This is a genomic window from Pseudomonas sp. FG36 (assembly GCF_057809275.1).
The window spans coordinates 90,022-104,957 of record NZ_JBMDJQ010000017.1 but is presented as its reverse complement, the minus strand read 5'-3'; the positions used below and the strand labels follow the sequence as shown (position 1 = coordinate 104,957).

The window sequence follows — 14,936 nt, the reverse complement described above, 5'->3', positions numbered from 1 at the left end:
AACAGGTGCATACCGTTATTGCGCCAGAAGAAAACCTGCATGGTCTACTGATTAGGTCTTTGGTTAATACTAGCTGGGACTATATTTACGTTTATGGTCCGGTCAAACCACTGAAACGCGATGATGTTACTTGTGTGAGGTTCCCCCGAGATTGCGTTATTTACAATGACTACTTTGTACCTGCTGGAAATGGTGTCTATTTCCTAGCTCCGTCTGAGTACACTAATAATATTAGTATTTCGTGGGACTTCCTCAACGCAGATGGGTCGGTAGCATAAGTAGTCGTTCCGTTGCTTTCGCTCGTTTAGCGCGAGCATGAGCTCGGATGTTTACACCCATTCCTTAGATAGGCTCGCCATTTGGCGGGCCTTTTTCATTTTAGCTCCCCGTGACGGGAGGAATCGAGATGGCCCATATGCCTGAGAAAGATCCCGGCCTTTGGGCCGCAGCGCTGGCGTGGCTGGTAGCTCACCAGCCCCAGCTTTCCACTGGCGGCATTGCCGCTGCCGTGGCCATGTTCAGAGTGATCTATGGCGGTGGTCGAGGTCGCAAGGTCCTTTTAGAAGGCGCGATCTGCGGCTTGATCGCTGTGAGTCTGCTGCCGGTGCTGGAGTACTTCGCCCTACCTGCAAACCTTTCGGTCTTCGCCGGTTGCATGGTTGGTTTCATGGGAGTGGACAAGCTTCGTGAGTATTCCGACCGCTTCATGGGAAAGAAGGTGGAGGGCTGATCTATGCCGCCCAAGGCTAAGCGCCCTTGTCGAGTACCTATGTGTCCCGGCAAGACAAGTGACAGCCATGGTTACTGCAGCGCGCATGCCTCGCTCGCAATTGGTTGGAACAACCCTCGCCGTGGCACTGCTGAGCAGCGTGGTTATGACTGGGCATGGCGCAAGCTTGCCAAGGCAGTACTCAAACGAGATCGCTATCTGTGCCAGTGCAATGACTGCAATGGTCGCCGACTGCCGGCAACAGAGGTTGACCATCGCATACCGAAGTTTGAAGGGGGAACGAATGACCCATCCAACCTGTTTGCCATCAATGAAAACTGCCACAAGTTCAAAACGGCGGCAGAGTCGGCACGGGCGCGGTCAGGCCGTCCGTCTGGTGCGTGAGGCAATGCGTTTGCGCGAAAAAGCGATCAAGCGCAGCCGAAGTACAGAGCTGATCCGCCATGGTGACTGGCACTTGGACCGAGCGCTGTACTGCTGGAAAAACATTCACAAGCTTGCAATTCCAGAGCTGATTTCGCGTGTTCTGCATGAGTTAGTGGCAGCAATTGACGCATACATGCATGCCGCAGACGGAGTGCCAGAGCGTCCGCTTATTCATCTGGCTGCCTTAATCGATGGCGAGAGTCTGCGGGCAAAATTAGCGAAAAGTGGTCAAAAATCGGCCAAATAAGGGGGCGGGGCAAAATCTCTACCGCTTTCGTCTCTCTCCACCGATCGCCCAGCCTTTTTCACACACCCGCGAAATTAAAAAAAATCGCATTCCAGAAAATCGGGAGGCCTGAACGATGGGGCGACCCGCGAAACCTACCGCCCTCAAGCTGCTGCAGGGCAACCCCGGCAAGCGAAAACTCAAGAAGGACGGCCCCGCGCCGGCGCCGCTGGCGGAAATACCAGACGCCCCGGAGTGGCTGGGGGAATGGGCCGTTGAAATGTGGGGAACCATCGCCCCTTGGTTGACCCAGACCGGGATCATGACCCGCACCGATACCCACAACCTGGCGGTCTTCTGCGCCGCGTACGAGCGGTGGCGGCTGGCCGAGGAAGAAGTGGCCAGCAAGGGCATCACCGTCGTGGACGCCAAGGGCGTGCTCAAGAAGAACCCCGCCTGCACTGTGATCAACGAGGCGCTACGCCAAGTGGCCAGCTTCGGGGCAGCCCTCGGGCTGGACCCGGCCAGTCGTGCGCGCCTGATGGGCAGTGGCGGGCCGGAGAAACCAGAAAACCCGTTCATCGTGCTCAAAGGAGGGCGGGCCTCGAAGTGAGTTAGGACATGGCCAGCTACCCGAACGTAAACGCGGCGAACAAGTACGCCCGCGACGTGGTGGCCGGCAAGATCCCGGCATGCAAGTACGTGCGTCGTGCCTGCCAGCTTCACCTGGATGACCTGGCCAAGTCGAAGAAGCGCAATTTTCGCTGGACCTTCGACCGCGACACCGCCGAGCAGGTGGCGGTGTTCATCCAGCTGCTGCCGCATGCCAAGGGCAAATGGGCGGCGCTGCGTGAGCTGATCAAGCTTGAGCCGTGGCAGCTGTTCATCTTCTGCAGCATCTTCGGTTGGGTCGATAAGAAGACCCGCCGCCGGCGGTACCGCGAGGTTTACATCGAGGTGCCGCGCAAGAACGGCAAGAGCGTGCTGGCCGCCGGCGTCGGCCTGTACATGCTGGTGATGGATGGTGAATTCGGCGCCGAGGTGTATTGCGGTGCGACCACCGAGCGGCAGGCCTGGGAGGTGTTCAAGCCGGCGCGGCAGATGGTGCGACGCACCCCCGAGCTGGTCGAGGCCTTCGGCATCCAGGTCGCGGCGAAAAACCTGTCGGTGATCGGCGACGAAAGCAAGTTCGAACCCTTGATCGGCGACCCCGGCGACGGCCAGTCACCGAGCTGCGCCATCGTGGACGAGTTCCACGAACACACCTCGGCCGCGCTCTACGAAACCATGCTGACCGGCATGGGCGCCCGTGATCAGCCGATGATGTTCGCCATCACCACGGCGGGCTACAACATCGCCGGGCCGTGCTACCTGCAGCGCGCCCAAGTGATCGACAAGCTGGAAGGGACGGTACCGAACGACGAGTTGTTCGGGATCATCTACACGATTGACGAGGACGACGACTGGAAAGACCCGGCGGTCCTGCGCAAGGCCAACCCCAACTATGGCGTCTCGGTCGGGGCTGAGTACCTACTGAAACGCCAAGCCGACGCAACGCGTTACCCGTCACGGCAAAACGCGTTCAAGACCAAGCACCTCAACATCTGGGTCAGCGCCAAAGAAGCCTGGCTGAACATGGCTGACTGGGAGGCGTGCGGCGACCCCACGCTGACCCTGGACCAGTTTCTGGGCCAGCGCTGTTGGATCGGCATTGACCTGGCCAGTAAATCGGATATCTGCGCGGTGTCGCTGGTGTTCTTGGACAAGGTGGAGCTGCTCCCGGGGAGCGGCAAGTGGGTCAACCGCTGGACCATCTTCTGCAAGTCGTTCTTGCCCGAAGGCGCGATAGAGCGAGGCGGCCCCAACAAGGCAGCTTACGAGGCCTGGGCCAACGCCGGGTTGCTGGAAATCTGCGACGGCGAAGAAATGGACTTCGACCTGGTGCGCGACATGGTGGGCGAATTCGCCGGCATGTTCGACGTTCAGGAAGTGGCCTACGACAAATGGCGCGCCACCCAGCTGGCCCACCAGCTGCAAAAGGACGGCGCCGAGGTAGTCGAAATGGGTGGCGGCGTGGCCAGCATGAACCTGCCCATGCGCGAGCTGGAAGCGGCGCTGCTGTCCGGTCGCGTGCGCCACTGCAGCGACCCGGTATTGGCCTGGCAGGCCGGAAACGTCGTGGTGCGTCCGTTCAAGGGCTGCATCACGCCGATGAAGGCCGACGAAGGCAAGACCGACATGCGCAAAATCGACGGCATTGTCGCCGCGCTGATGGCGATGAACCGCGCCATGGTTAGCGAATTTGAGCCGGAAGGGCTGTTGGCCAGCCTGACCGAAGACGACCTATTAGCTATGTGAGCCCCTACGATGAAATGGCTTCCTGAATCTATCGGGACGGCAGGCTTTTGCCTGTTCGTCGCGGGCCTCTACGTCCAGTTCGGGGCGGGAGTGGCCCTGATGGTCGGTGGCGGCCTGATGGTGGCCGGCGCCGCCAAGGCGGTGTGGCGATGATCCTGGGCGCGATGTTCGAGCAGCGCAGCAGCCTGGAGGCGCCCAGCACGCCGATGAACAGCAAGGAGCTGACCGAATACCTGTTTGAAGGGCAGGGGATCAGCGTCAGTCCGGCTTCGGCCATGCGTCTGACGGCGGTGTATGCGTGTATCTACGTGCTGTCCAGCTCCATGGCCCAGCTGCCGCTGAGCGTGCTGCGCAAGGTCAACGGGCGGATCGAGGTGGCCACCGACCACCCGGCCCATTACCTGCTGCACGATGAGCCGAACACCTGGCAGACCTCCTACCGCTGGCGAGAAACCAAGCAGGCCCATGTGCTCGGCTGGGGCAATGGCTACACGCGCACGGTGCGCAGTCGCCGCGGTGAATTGCTGTCGCTGGAAATGCACGAGCCGCAACACACCGATCTGGTGAAGAACGGCAATCGCTGGGTGTACTCGACCCAGGACGAAGACGGCGCGCCGCTGGCGGTGTCGCCCGAGGACATGATTCACCTGCGCGCCATCGGCTCGCACCGGCGCATGGGCATCAGCCCCATCCGGCAGAACGCCGACACCATCGGCCTGGGCATGGCCACGGTGCGCTACGGCAAGGAGTTTTTCGAGGGCGGCGGCCGGCCTACGGGCCTGGTCACCGTCAAGGACGGGAAGCTGGATAACACCAGCTGGGAGCGCCTGAAAACGGTCTGGCGCGCCGCCGTGGAACGGCTCAAGCGTTCGGACAACAAGACGCTGCTGTTGCCCGCTGACCTCGATTACAAGGCGCTGACCATCGCCCCCGAGGATGCGCAATTTCTCGAGACTCGCAAGCTGACCCGTAGCGAGATTGCCAGCATCTTCAACGTGCCGGCGCACATGATCAACGACCTGGAAAAGGCCACGTTTTCCAACATCAGCGAACAGGCCATCCAGTTCGTGCGGCACACGGTCATGCCGTGGGTGAAGAACTGGGAGGAAGAAGTTAACCGCCGCGTCTTCACCCGCGCCGAGCGCATGGCCGGCTACTACGTCAAGTTCAACCTGGCCGGCCTGTTGCGCGGTACCCCGAAAGAGCGCGCCGAGTTCTACCGCATCGCCATTCAAGACGGCTGGATGAGCCGCAACGAAGTGCGCGTGCTGGAAGACCTCAACCAGCTGGAAGGCCTCGACTCGATGTTGCTCAACGTCAACACGCAGTTGCTCGGCGCCGACGGCAAGCCGTTACCCGTAACGAAGCAGGAATAACCCATGAGTGAATTTGAACAACGCATGCTGCAGGCGCAGCACTGCGAGCTTCGTGCTGTCCAGCCGGATGAGCAGGGGAGCGCGCCGAAGATCGCCGGCTATGCCGCTGTCTTCAACCAGCGTAGCGACCTGCTGGGCGGCACCTTCGTGGAGATCATCGCCCCGGGCGCGTTCGATGACGTGCTGAATCAGGACACCCGGGCGCTGTTCAACCATGACCCGACCTATCTGCTGGGCCGCACGGCCAGCGGCACGTTGCGTCTGACCGTGGATGAGCGCGGCCTGTCGTACGAAATCGACACGCCCAACACGCAGACCATCCGCGACCTGGTGGTCGAGCCGTTGCGCCGTGGCGACATGAGCGGCAGCAGCTTCGCCATGCGCGTGGCCAAGGGTGGCGACACCTGGCACGAAGAGAAAGACGGCCTGATCGTCCGCACCATCTTCAAGATCGCCGAGCTACGCGACGTAGGGCCGGTGGCGTTCCCGGCTTACCCCGACTCCAGCGCTGCCCAGCGCTCCCTGACTGCCTGGAAGCAGGCGCAAACCGAAGGCGACGAAGCTCGCGCACATTTCGAGCGCGAGGCCCGCGAGCGCCTGCTTGACCTAACTGAACTGTGATCCCAAGGGGGAGCTATGACCCTGCAACAACTGAAAGAAGCCTATAACAAGCTGTCGGCCGAAATGCGCTCGCTGCATGACACCACCCCGGACGACGGTTGGACCGGCGAAGTCCGCGCCAAGTGGGAAGGCATGAAAACCGACCTCAAGGCACTCAAGGAGAAGATCGAGCGCGAAGAAGAACTGCGCGCCCAGGATCAAAGTTTCGTTGAAGGCTTGGACCGTGACCGCCCGAACAACGCGCCGCAGAACGAAGCCGACACCGAGCAGCGCAGCGCCTGGGACAACTGGGTACGCGGCGGCATGGAGGGCCTGAGCGCTGAACAGCGTTCCATGGTCCTGCAGATGCGCGCCCAAGGTACCAATCCGAACGAGGCGGGCGGTTTCACCGTGCCAACCACCCTGCAGGCGCGGGTGATCGAATCGCTGGTGACTTATGGCGGTATCGCTTCGGTGTGCCAGCTGCTGCAGACCGACAATGGCGCTCCGATTGCCTGGGCCACCAGCAACGGCGGCGAGGAAGAAGGCGAGCTGATCGGCGAGAACAAGGCCGCCGGCGAAAAGGACGTTGAGTTCGGCATGGGCACCCTCGGGTCGCACACCATCAGCTCGAAGATCATCCGCGTCTCTGAACAGCTGCTGCAGGACTCGGGCATCGACATGGAAGCCTTTCTGGCCGGCCGTATAGGTAAGCGCGTGTCGCGCACCCGTAACCGCCTGATCGTCCAGGGCACCGGCGCCGGCGAAACCGCCGATGCGCCGGCGCAGCCGAAGGGCCTGGAATACTCGACCCCTCAAGGTGCGATGACGGCCAAGGCCACCGCCTTCACCTGGCAGGAGGTCAACAGCCTGATTCACTCCATTGACCCGGCGTATCGTGCGGCCGCCAAGTTCCGCTTGGCGTTCAACGACAAGACGCTGCAGGCGATGGAAGAGATGGTGGACGCCAACAATCGCCCGCTGTGGCTGCCCGGCATCGACAGCGACCGTCCGGCCACCATCCTCAAGCATCAGTACGTGATCGATCAGGCCATCGCCGATATCGGCGCCGGTAAGAAATTCATGTATGCCGGCGACTTCAACGAACTGGTGCTGCGCGCGGTGCGTAGCCTGACCCTCAAGCGCCTGGTGGAGCGTTACGCCGAGTATGGCCAGGTCGGCTTCCTGGCGTTCGTGCGCTTTGGCTTGGTGCTGCAGGACACGGCCGCCATCAAGCACCTGGTGGGCAAGACTGCTGCCTAACGGGAGGGCTGTCCATGCTGACGCTTGAACAGATCAAGAGCCATTGCAAGCTGGAGCTGGACGAAACCGAGGAAGACACGCTGCTGCAGGCCTACGCCCGCGCAGCGCGTCGACAGGTCGAGAAGGACAGCGGCCGGCGGTTGTACTGGGTCACGCTGCCGGCCGACGCGCCGGCAGACGCGACCGGCGATGAAGCCTACCTGCGTGGGCTGTTGCCGCTCGATGCTTCGGAGAACGCGTTACCCGTAACGGATGACGTGGAACTGGCCATGCTGCTGTTGGTCGCCCACTGGCACCGCAACCGCGAGCCGGTCACCGAGTCGACCAGCAACGGCACCAAGGCGATGCCGTTGGCTTATGACGCCCTGGTGCAGCCTTATCGCTGGTTCGCGCTGTGAGGGAGCCGGAAGCGGGCGAACTGCGCACCCGGGCGGTGGTACGCATCCGCAACGACACGCCAAGAGGCTCTGCAAGCCTTGAGTCAAATTTCGAGCCGGTGGCCAAACGCTGGTGCAAGATCGAGCCGTTAGGCACGGCCACCTACACCGGGTCGGTGCAGACCGGTACGACCATCACGCATCGGATCTACTGTCGGTTCGTGCGTGACCTGGACACCCGGCATGAGCTGGTCGCCGGTGGCCGGGTGTTCCGCGTCAAGCGGGCTACCGGGATGCGTGGGCGGCAAGTGTGGTCGGTGATCGAGGTCGAGGAACTGCAGGCGGTGAATGTGCCGGCGGGAGGTGGTCGTGGCCAACTCCGTTTCGATTGACGGCTATTTGCATGTCGAGGGCTTCGACAAGTTCGACCAAGAGGCCTTCAACAAGCGGAAGATCCGCGCCGGCATGCGCAAGGTTGGCCAGCTGATCGCCGGCCGAGCGCAGATGAATCTAGCGCTCGGCGGTGGCCAGGAGGGCTACCCCGTCAACCGGACCGGGGCCACCACCGAGTCGATCAACTTCAAGCTGTCCAGGTCGGGCTTTTTGGTGCGGGTTGCGCCCAACAAGACCGCGAGCATGAAGGAGTATTACCCGGCTTACCTGCACTACGGCGTTCGCCGCAAGACGGGCGGCGGGTGGCGGATCAGGCCCCGCGACAACTACATGACCGATGCACTGACCGACAGCCGCGCCGAGGTGCAACGCATCCTGCAGCAGGCCTTTGCCGCCGCGCTGCTCAACTGAGTACCTGACATGAAAATCACGCCTGTGATCGAGCAGCTGCGCGCCTATGCGCCTGGTTTCGAAGGGCGCGTGGCCGGCGGTCTGGATTGGGACCCGACCGCCGACAGCGCCAAGATGTCCCCGCCTGCGGCCTACGTGATCGCGGTTGGCGACTCGGCCGACGAGCCGCAAGCGCAGAACGTTTACACCCAGGCCGTGCGCGACGTCATCGACGTGTGTGTCGTGCTGCCGACCGACGATGAACGCGGGCAGTCTGTAGCCGACGTGCTGCACGACGTGCGCGCCCAGCTGTGGCGCGCCCTGGTGGGCTTCGAGCCGGACGACGAATCGGGGCCGCTGCTGTACGACGGTGGTCAGCTGCTGCTGCTCGACCGCGACCGCATGGTCTACCGCTATCGGTTCTATGCCGATTTCCAGCTCGGCCGCTGGGAGCAAACCGGCGAGGGCAAGCCGCAGACCTGGCAGGAATGGCAGCTGGCCGGCCTGCCGGCCCTGGAAGGCATCGACACCCGTCTCGACTTCCTCAACCCCCTGAAAGACCCCAACGTCAACGCCCCTGGGCCAGACGGGCGGGTCGAGTTCATTACCCGTGAGGACTTGAACCCATGATCACCATTCACCTCAAGCCGGCCCCGGGGCGCGATTGCCCGCTGCCGGATCAGCCGGGCAAGTACCTGCCGGCCGAGGGCGCTGCAGTGCCCCGTGATGCCTATTGGGAGCGCCGCATACTTGACGGCGACGCCCTGGAACAGAAGACCACCACCCGGGGGAGCAAAGCGCGATGAGCGTCAGTTTCAGCAACATCCCGAGCGACATTCGCGTGCCGCTGTTCTATGCCGAAGTCGACAACTCCATGGCCAACAGCGGCGGGTCCAGCCTGCGCCGGCTGATCGTGGGCCAGGTCAACGACGACGCCGACAGCGACGAAATCGGCCGCCTGGTGCTGGTGTCGAAGACCAGCGACGCCAAGGGCATCGGCGGTACCGGCTCGATGCTGGCCGCCATGCATGCACGCTTGCGGGCCATCGACGTGGCCGGCGAGGTCTGGTGTCTGCCGCTCAAGGTGGCCACCGGCGCGGCCGCGACCGCCACCGTTACCGTAACGGGCAGCGTCGCCACCGCCGGCCTGGTCAATCTGTACGTGGCTGGCCAGCGCGTGCGGGCCGATGCGGTGGTCGGTGCCTCGGCCGAGGCCGTGGCTGCCAGCCTGGCAGCGGCTATCAATGCCGCTATTGACCTGCCGGTAACGGCCACGGCCGCCGCCGGCGTGGTCACCCTGCAGGCCAAGTTCAAGGGCGAGCTGGGCAACGATATCCAAGTGCAGCTGAACCGCCTGGGGCGCGCCAATGGCGAAACCACGCCGGCCGGCCTGACGGTGGTGGCCACGGCCATGACCAACGGCGCCGGCACCCCGGCTGTATCGGCGGCGCTGGCTGCACTGGGCGACGAAGAATTCGAGTTCATCGCCCAGCCCTGGACCGATGCCGACACGCTGGGTGCCTGGAGAACCGCCATGGACGACAGCGCCGGCCGCTGGTCCTGGGCGAAGCAGCTCTACGGCCATGTGTACAGCGCGCAGCGCGGCACGTTGGGCCAGCTGGTCGCCGCCGGGCGGACGCGTAACGATCCGCATGTCTCCGTGCATGGCTTCGAGCGCGGCGTGCCGCAGCCGGCGTGGGAGGTGGCGGCGGCCTGGGCGGCACGTACCGCCGTGTTCATCAGCGCCGACCCGGCGCGACCGACGCAGACCGGCGCGTTGACGGGCATCGACCCGGCGCAGGCCAGTGACCGCTTCACCCTGACCGAGCGGCAATCGCTGCTGACCAGCGGGGTGGCCACCGCCGTCTACAGCGGCGGCAGCTACCGCATCGAGCGGGCTGTTACGACCTACCAGCGTAACGCCTACGGCCAACCCGATGATTCCTACCTGGACAGCGAGACGCTCCACCAGTCGGCCCACGTGATCCGCTACTTGCGCAGCATCATCACAAGCAAGTACGGCCGTCACAAGCTGGCCAATGACGGGACGCGCTTCGGCCCTGGCCAGGCCATCGTCACGCCGAAGCTGATTCGCGGCGAGCTGATCGCCGCCTATGGCGCGCTGGAGCGTGAGGGCATTGTGGAGAACGCCGAGGCGTTCAATCAGTACCTGATCGTCGAGCGCGATCCGAAGAACCCGAACCGCCTGAGTGTGCTGTTCCCGCCGGACCTGGTGAACCAGCTGCGCGTGTTCGCGCTGCTGTACCAGTTCCGCCTGCAGTACCCGGACGCAGCGTAACCCTCATCGTTCAACCCCAGCCCGCCCAGTGCGGGCTTTTTTATGGGAGTGCCCTTTATGGGTCAGAAAGTCGCGGGCACCTGTTTTATCAAGGTCGACGGCGATCAGCTGGTGATCACCGGCGGCGTGGAATGCCCGCTGTCGGACAAGAAGCGCGAAACCATCACGCGGGGATTCTTCAAGGAAGAAGACCTGATCCCCTACGTGGTGGTCGATGCGGTGAAAACCGCCAACTTTCCCCGGGCCAAGCTGGCCAACGGGATCGGCATGACCGTCACCGCCGAGCTGGCCGACGGCTCGGTGTACGTGCTGAGCGGCGCGTACCTGGTGGACGAAACCAAAGTGACCGGCGATGACGCCAAGGTCTCGCTCAAATTCGAAGGCATCCAAGGAGACTGGCAGTAATGACTACCGCAACCCACGAACTCGCAACCCCGATCCAGGCCCACGGTGAAGAGGTCAAGGAACTGAATCTGCGCCGCCCGACCGTGCAGGAGTGCCGGGCAATCAAGGTGCTGCCGTACAACCTCGGCGGCGACGGTTACCCGGTGGTCGACCTTGAAGCGGCGGCGAAGTATATCGCTGTGTGCGCCGCAATCCCGGCCAGCTCGGTCAACCAGCTGGAGCTGTCGGACCTGAACACTCTGGCCTGGATCATCGTCGGTTTTTTCATGCCCCAAGATTCGAAGCAGTCGGCGGCCTGACCGAGCTGGCCTATGACCTTGCCTGGTGGTGGAAAGCCACCCCGGGCGAGGTGCTGGGCTGGACCCTCGACACGCTGTTCGAGAGTGAGGAAAACGCGTGGCGCATCAACGCGCTGAATGGGGGAGGCGGTGGCGGATAAATTCCAACTCAAGGCGCTGATCACCGGCGTCGACAAGCTGTCGCCGGTGTTGAGCGGGGTACGCAAGAACGCCGCGGTGCTGCGTAAGCAGCTGAACAGCTCGGGCCTGGGCAAGATCACGTTCGGTGAGGCCCTGCAGGGCGGGGCGATTGCGGCCCCGTTCGTCATGGGTGTGAAGGCGGCCATGGGCTTTGAAAGCGCCATGGCCGACGTCAAGAAGGTGGTCAACTTCGAGTCGCCCGAGCAGTTCAAGGCGATGAGTGACGACGTCCTGGGCCTGTCCGAGCGGCTGCCGATGGCGGCCGAGGGTATCGCGCAGATTGTCGCCGCCGGCGGCCAGTCTGGCATTGCCCGGGAAGAGCTGAACCGCTTCGCGGAAGACGCGGTGAAGATGGGGGTCGCCTTCGATCAGACGGCCGAAGAATCGGGCTCGATGATGGCCAAGTGGCGCACGGCCTTCAAGATGAACCAGACCGAAGTGGTCACGCTGGCCGACCAGATCAACTACCTGGGCAACACCGGCGCGGCCAGCACCGGGCAAATCTCCAACATCCTGACCGCCATCGGCCCCTTGGGCGAGGTCGCAGGCGTCAGCGCGGCGCAGTTGGCCGCCATGGGCTCGACCCTGGCCGGGGTGGGCATTGCCCAGGATGTGGCCGCCACGGGCATCAAGAACTTCATGCTGACCCTGACCGCCGGCACGGCGGCCACCAAGTCGCAGAAGGAGGCCTACAAGGCCTTGCGCCTGGATGCCAACGAGCTGGCCAAAGGCATGCAGACGGACAGCGAAGGGACGATTAACCGCGTTCTGGAGACGCTGGCCAAGGTCGAGAAAAGCAAGCAGGCGGCGGTACTGACCAACCTGTTTGGCAAGGAATCGGTAGGGGCTATCGCGCCATTGCTGACCAGCCTGGGCACGCTGCAGAAGAACTTCAAATCGGTCGGCGACGAAAGTCAGTATGCCGGGTCGATGAACAACGAGTACGCCGCACGGGCCGCGACCACGCAGAACGCCATGCAGCTGTTGCAGAACCGGGTGACCCGCCTGGGTATCACGGTCGGCAGCATGCTGTTGCCGCCGCTCAACGACTTCATGGCGGCCGTGGGGCCAATCATCAGCAGCGTGGCTACATTGGCCGGGGCGCACCCGTGGCTGATCAAGGGCGTGCTGGGCGCGGCCGTGGGCTTCACCGTGCTGCGCTTGGCCACGGCCGGGGCCACGGCAGCCCTGGCCCTGATGAACGGTGTCGCGAGCATGAGCCCGGTGGGCATGATCGTCCGTGGTATCGCCATCGCTGCCGGCGTCCTGATTGCCAACTGGTCGACCGTGGCGCCGTACTTCCAAGCGGTGTGGGACAAGATCAAGGCCCCGGCGATGGCGGTGTGGGAGTGGATGAAAACCGCTTTCGCCTGGTCGCCGCTGGGCCAGATAGTGGCCAACTGGGGACCGCTGACGCAGTTCTTTAGCGCGTTGTGGGGGCTGGTGAAAGCGCTGTCGGTGCCGTTCCTGGGCTTCCTCAAAACAGTGTTTGCCTGGTCGCCACTGGGCTTGATCGTGGCTAACTGGGGACCGCTGACGGCGTTCTTCGGCGCGCTGTGGGAAGGGGTCAAGGCCCTGTCGGTGCCGTTCTTCGACTTCCTCAAGGCGGTCTTTGACTGGTCGCCGCTGGGTTTGATCATCAAGCATTGGGAGCCCATCACCGGCTTTTTCAAAGGGATCTGGGACAAGCTTCGGCCCATCTTTGAGCCGATGATGAAATTCCTGGGCTTCGACAGCGAGTCGAGCGGCGACGGCGTGATCAGTGCGGCGACGTCGAAGGTCAACGACTGGGCCGAGCAGCAGAAGGCGCGCAACGCCGCCGGCGAGCCGGTACCGGGTGCGCTGGTCAAGCCGATGGCGCAACCGGTGCAGCTGATGCCGGAGGCCACCAGCGTGGCCAGCCTGATGCGTGCGCCGGACCAGCCAGGGCCATGGGCAGCGATGCCCCTGTCGGCCTCGCAGATGGCCGAGCATGCGCAGGAAAGCCTGGCCAAGGGGCTGACCCCGGGGGAGACGATGAAACGCGCTGAAATGGGCCTGCCTGGGCAGAACAGCCTGGCAGCACCTGGGGCGGGCGCCCTCGCCGCGTCGCGGGGCTCCCTGGTGCAGCAGGCCACCCAGGCCAGTAAAGCCCAGCTGGAAGGGCAAATGGTCGTGCGCTTCGACAATGCCCCGCCCGGCATGCGGGTGGAGCAGGCCGACACCAATCAACCCGGGCTGCAGGTCAGCCCACAAGTGGGTTACCGATCCTTGGGGAGGTCGTCATGAGTACCTGGCGGGATCAACTGCACCCGGCCTCATTCCGAGGCGTGCCGTTCCACGTCGACAGCGACAGCATGCCGGCGGGACGGCGCACACAGACGCATGAGTATCCGCAGCGGGACAAGCCCCTGGTGGAAGACCTGGGCCGCGTCACGCGGGAAATCAAGCTGGCCGCCTTCGTGATCGGGGAGGACTGCTATTCCCAGCGTGACAACCTGCTCAACGCCCTGGACAAGCCTGGGGCGGGGGAGCTGGTCCACCCGTGGTATGGACGGCTGACGGTCACCGCGACGGCCTGCAGCGTCAGTCATGAGCGCCGCGAAGGCGGCATGGTCCGCTTTGATTTGGTGTTTGTGGAAGACGGCGAGAAGGGCTTTCCTGCCGGTGTGCCGAACACGGCGCGGCAACTGGAGGACTCATCGGAAAGCCTGCTTGAGTCAGCGATTGCCCGCTACAAAGCCGCCATGGCGGTGGTCAACCGGGCGCGCCTGGCGGTAGTCGCGCTGCAGAATGGCATTGCCGGGGTGCAGATGGCCATTGCCTCGGAGCTTCGCCAACTGACCGGTCTGGTCAGCTCGGTGGAGGCGCTGGCCGACATGCTGATTAACGCCCCGGGCAACTTCGCGGCAATGATCCGGGGGCAGTTCGCGAATGTCGGCGGCAGTTCACGGTCGTCGGGCTATCGCTGGGGGCCGTCCAGTGGCGGCGAGTCGGCGAACTTGGAGGCCGACCCGGAGTTTGCCCGCACCGTCGCGGCGCTGCCCGAGGCCACGCCGGAGTTTGCCAGCTTCGCGGAGTCTGGCCGGGCTATCACGGGCCAGGTGGAGCAGGCCCGCCAGTTGGCCAGCGCGCCGACGCCGGCCGGTGGTACCGACACCGCCGCCGTGGTCACCGCTGCCCGTGAGCTTGTGCGCGATGCGCTGATCGTGCTGGCCGTGCGCGAGGCGGTGGCCATGCCGGTGGTGCAGGCGCCCGAGCCGTTGACCGGTTTCGCCACCCTGGAACAGCAGGTGGTGGCCCCAATCCAGCGCCCTGAGGTGCCGGTCACTGCCGACGTGGTAGCGCTGCGTGACGCCATCAGCGACGCCCTGTGGCTGGCCGCCCTGGCGTCTCCCGTCGAGCACGTCGAGCAGTTGGAGGCGGTGCGCAGCCAGGTGCGGGCGCACCTGACCGAAGTGGCCCGCGCCGGCGTGCGGCTGAGCGAGGTCACCACGCGGGAAAGCCTGCCGGCGGTGGTGCTGGCTTATCAGCGCTATGGCGACGCCACCCGCGCCGAGGAAATCGTTACGCGTAACAAGGTGCAGCACCCGGGCTTCCTGCCCGTAGGCGCGCTAACCATCGCTCGAGAGTGA

At 63.9% G+C, this 14,936-nt stretch carries 19 protein-coding genes; all 19 read left to right on the top strand.

Annotated elements, in window-relative coordinates; translation table 11 throughout:
- Positions 1–406 precede the first annotated feature (406 nt).
- The 19 genes from ACODS9_RS15265 (at position 407) to ACODS9_RS15175 (ending at position 14,936) form a co-directional block, all read left to right on the top strand.
- Positions 407–730, top strand: coding sequence for a phage holin, lambda family (locus tag ACODS9_RS15265; protein ID WP_262974548.1), 324 nt, complete (start codon positions 407–409; stop codon positions 728–730).
- 3 nt (positions 731–733) lie between these two features.
- On the top strand, positions 734–1,114 hold the full coding sequence (locus ACODS9_RS15260) for an HNH endonuclease (RefSeq protein WP_489094198.1): 381 nt from the start codon (positions 734–736) through the stop codon (positions 1,112–1,114).
- On the top strand, positions 1,014–1,403 hold the full coding sequence (locus tag ACODS9_RS15255) for a hypothetical protein (RefSeq protein WP_489094223.1): 390 nt from the start codon (positions 1,014–1,016) through the stop codon (positions 1,401–1,403). Before ACODS9_RS15260 ends, ACODS9_RS15255 begins: the two co-directional genes overlap by 101 nt.
- Before the next feature lie 115 nt (positions 1,404–1,518).
- Complete coding sequence (locus tag ACODS9_RS15250) at positions 1,519–1,995, top strand: phage terminase small subunit P27 family (protein WP_111533072.1); 477 nt, start codon at positions 1,519–1,521, stop codon at positions 1,993–1,995.
- Between the two features lie 8 nt (positions 1,996–2,003).
- Positions 2,004–3,740 carry a terminase large subunit gene (locus tag ACODS9_RS15245; RefSeq protein ID WP_111533073.1) on the top strand — a complete coding sequence of 579 codons (1,737 nt, stop codon included), beginning with the start codon at positions 2,004–2,006 and terminating at the stop codon, positions 3,738–3,740.
- Between the two features lie 9 nt (positions 3,741–3,749).
- On the top strand, positions 3,750–3,893 hold the full coding sequence (locus ACODS9_RS15240) for a hypothetical protein (protein WP_178082049.1): 144 nt from the start codon (positions 3,750–3,752) through the stop codon (positions 3,891–3,893).
- Entirely contained in the window at positions 3,890–5,116 is a 1,227-nt protein-coding gene (locus tag ACODS9_RS15235) for a phage portal protein (protein ID WP_111533074.1), read from the top strand. Before ACODS9_RS15240 ends, ACODS9_RS15235 begins: the two co-directional genes overlap by 4 nt.
- 3 nt (positions 5,117–5,119) lie before the next feature.
- Positions 5,120–5,737 carry an HK97 family phage prohead protease gene (locus ACODS9_RS15230; protein ID WP_111533075.1) on the top strand — a complete coding sequence of 206 codons (618 nt, stop codon included), beginning with the start codon at positions 5,120–5,122 and terminating at the stop codon, positions 5,735–5,737.
- A 15-nt stretch (positions 5,738–5,752) separates the two neighbouring features.
- On the top strand, positions 5,753–6,979 hold the full coding sequence (locus ACODS9_RS15225) for a phage major capsid protein (RefSeq protein WP_111533076.1): 1,227 nt from the start codon (positions 5,753–5,755) through the stop codon (positions 6,977–6,979).
- A 14-nt stretch (positions 6,980–6,993) separates the two neighbouring features.
- The gene (locus ACODS9_RS15220) at positions 6,994–7,377 is read left to right on the top strand and encodes a head-tail connector protein (RefSeq protein ID WP_111533077.1); all 384 of its coding nucleotides are present in this window, start codon (positions 6,994–6,996) and stop codon (positions 7,375–7,377) included.
- A complete protein-coding gene (locus ACODS9_RS15215; protein ID WP_489094197.1) occupies positions 7,374–7,748 on the top strand; it encodes a head-tail adaptor protein in 375 nt (124 codons plus the stop codon). The genes ACODS9_RS15220 and ACODS9_RS15215 overlap by 4 nt, the downstream gene beginning before the upstream one ends.
- Complete coding sequence (locus ACODS9_RS15210) at positions 7,726–8,160, top strand: hypothetical protein (protein WP_111533079.1); 435 nt, start codon at positions 7,726–7,728, stop codon at positions 8,158–8,160. Before ACODS9_RS15215 ends, ACODS9_RS15210 begins: the two co-directional genes overlap by 23 nt.
- Positions 8,161–8,169: 9 nt before the next feature.
- Positions 8,170–8,769: a phage tail terminator protein gene (locus tag ACODS9_RS15205; protein ID WP_489094196.1), complete on the top strand. Its 600-nt coding sequence runs from the start codon at positions 8,170–8,172 to the stop codon at positions 8,767–8,769.
- Complete coding sequence (locus tag ACODS9_RS15200; protein ID WP_218277422.1) at positions 8,766–8,945, top strand: DUF2635 domain-containing protein; 180 nt, start codon at positions 8,766–8,768, stop codon at positions 8,943–8,945. The genes ACODS9_RS15205 and ACODS9_RS15200 overlap by 4 nt, the downstream gene beginning before the upstream one ends.
- Entirely contained in the window at positions 8,942–10,438 is a 1,497-nt protein-coding gene (locus tag ACODS9_RS15195) for a phage tail sheath subtilisin-like domain-containing protein (RefSeq protein WP_489094195.1), read from the top strand. Before ACODS9_RS15200 ends, ACODS9_RS15195 begins: the two co-directional genes overlap by 4 nt.
- 57 nt (positions 10,439–10,495) lie before the next feature.
- Positions 10,496–10,843, top strand: coding sequence for a phage tail tube protein (locus ACODS9_RS15190; protein WP_104444376.1), 348 nt, complete (start codon positions 10,496–10,498; stop codon positions 10,841–10,843).
- On the top strand, positions 10,843–11,142 hold the full coding sequence (locus tag ACODS9_RS15185; RefSeq protein ID WP_104444375.1) for a phage tail assembly protein: 300 nt from the start codon (positions 10,843–10,845) through the stop codon (positions 11,140–11,142). Before ACODS9_RS15190 ends, ACODS9_RS15185 begins: the two co-directional genes overlap by 1 nt.
- A 129-nt stretch (positions 11,143–11,271) precedes the next feature.
- Positions 11,272–13,590 carry a phage tail tape measure protein gene (locus tag ACODS9_RS15180; protein ID WP_489094194.1) on the top strand — a complete coding sequence of 773 codons (2,319 nt, stop codon included), beginning with the start codon at positions 11,272–11,274 and terminating at the stop codon, positions 13,588–13,590.
- Entirely contained in the window at positions 13,587–14,936 is a 1,350-nt protein-coding gene (locus ACODS9_RS15175) for a DNA circularization protein (RefSeq protein ID WP_489094193.1), read from the top strand. Before ACODS9_RS15180 ends, ACODS9_RS15175 begins: the two co-directional genes overlap by 4 nt.

Bases quoted from the DNA above. Each gene is read 5' to 3' on its own strand.
- ACODS9_RS15265 (WP_262974548.1), top strand. From the start codon at position 407: ATGGCCCATATGCCTGAGAAAGATCCCGGCCTTTGGGCCGCAGCGCTG.
- ACODS9_RS15260 (WP_489094198.1), top strand. From the start codon at position 734: ATGCCGCCCAAGGCTAAGCGCCCTTGTCGAGTACCTATGTGTCCCGGC.
- ACODS9_RS15255 (WP_489094223.1), top strand. From the start codon at position 1,014: ATGACCCATCCAACCTGTTTGCCATCAATGAAAACTGCCACAAGTTCA.
- ACODS9_RS15250 (WP_111533072.1), top strand. From the start codon at position 1,519: ATGGGGCGACCCGCGAAACCTACCGCCCTCAAGCTGCTGCAGGGCAAC.
- ACODS9_RS15245 (WP_111533073.1), top strand. From the start codon at position 2,004: ATGGCCAGCTACCCGAACGTAAACGCGGCGAACAAGTACGCCCGCGAC.
- ACODS9_RS15240 (WP_178082049.1), top strand. From the start codon at position 3,750: ATGAAATGGCTTCCTGAATCTATCGGGACGGCAGGCTTTTGCCTGTTC.
- ACODS9_RS15235 (WP_111533074.1), top strand. From the start codon at position 3,890: ATGATCCTGGGCGCGATGTTCGAGCAGCGCAGCAGCCTGGAGGCGCCC.
- ACODS9_RS15230 (WP_111533075.1), top strand. From the start codon at position 5,120: ATGAGTGAATTTGAACAACGCATGCTGCAGGCGCAGCACTGCGAGCTT.
- ACODS9_RS15225 (WP_111533076.1), top strand. From the start codon at position 5,753: ATGACCCTGCAACAACTGAAAGAAGCCTATAACAAGCTGTCGGCCGAA.
- ACODS9_RS15220 (WP_111533077.1), top strand. From the start codon at position 6,994: ATGCTGACGCTTGAACAGATCAAGAGCCATTGCAAGCTGGAGCTGGAC.
- ACODS9_RS15205 (WP_489094196.1), top strand. From the start codon at position 8,170: ATGAAAATCACGCCTGTGATCGAGCAGCTGCGCGCCTATGCGCCTGGT.
- ACODS9_RS15200 (WP_218277422.1), top strand. From the start codon at position 8,766: ATGATCACCATTCACCTCAAGCCGGCCCCGGGGCGCGATTGCCCGCTG.
- ACODS9_RS15195 (WP_489094195.1), top strand. From the start codon at position 8,942: ATGAGCGTCAGTTTCAGCAACATCCCGAGCGACATTCGCGTGCCGCTG.
- ACODS9_RS15190 (WP_104444376.1), top strand. From the start codon at position 10,496: ATGGGTCAGAAAGTCGCGGGCACCTGTTTTATCAAGGTCGACGGCGAT.
- ACODS9_RS15185 (WP_104444375.1), top strand. From the start codon at position 10,843: ATGACTACCGCAACCCACGAACTCGCAACCCCGATCCAGGCCCACGGT.
- ACODS9_RS15175 (WP_489094193.1), top strand. From the start codon at position 13,587: ATGAGTACCTGGCGGGATCAACTGCACCCGGCCTCATTCCGAGGCGTG.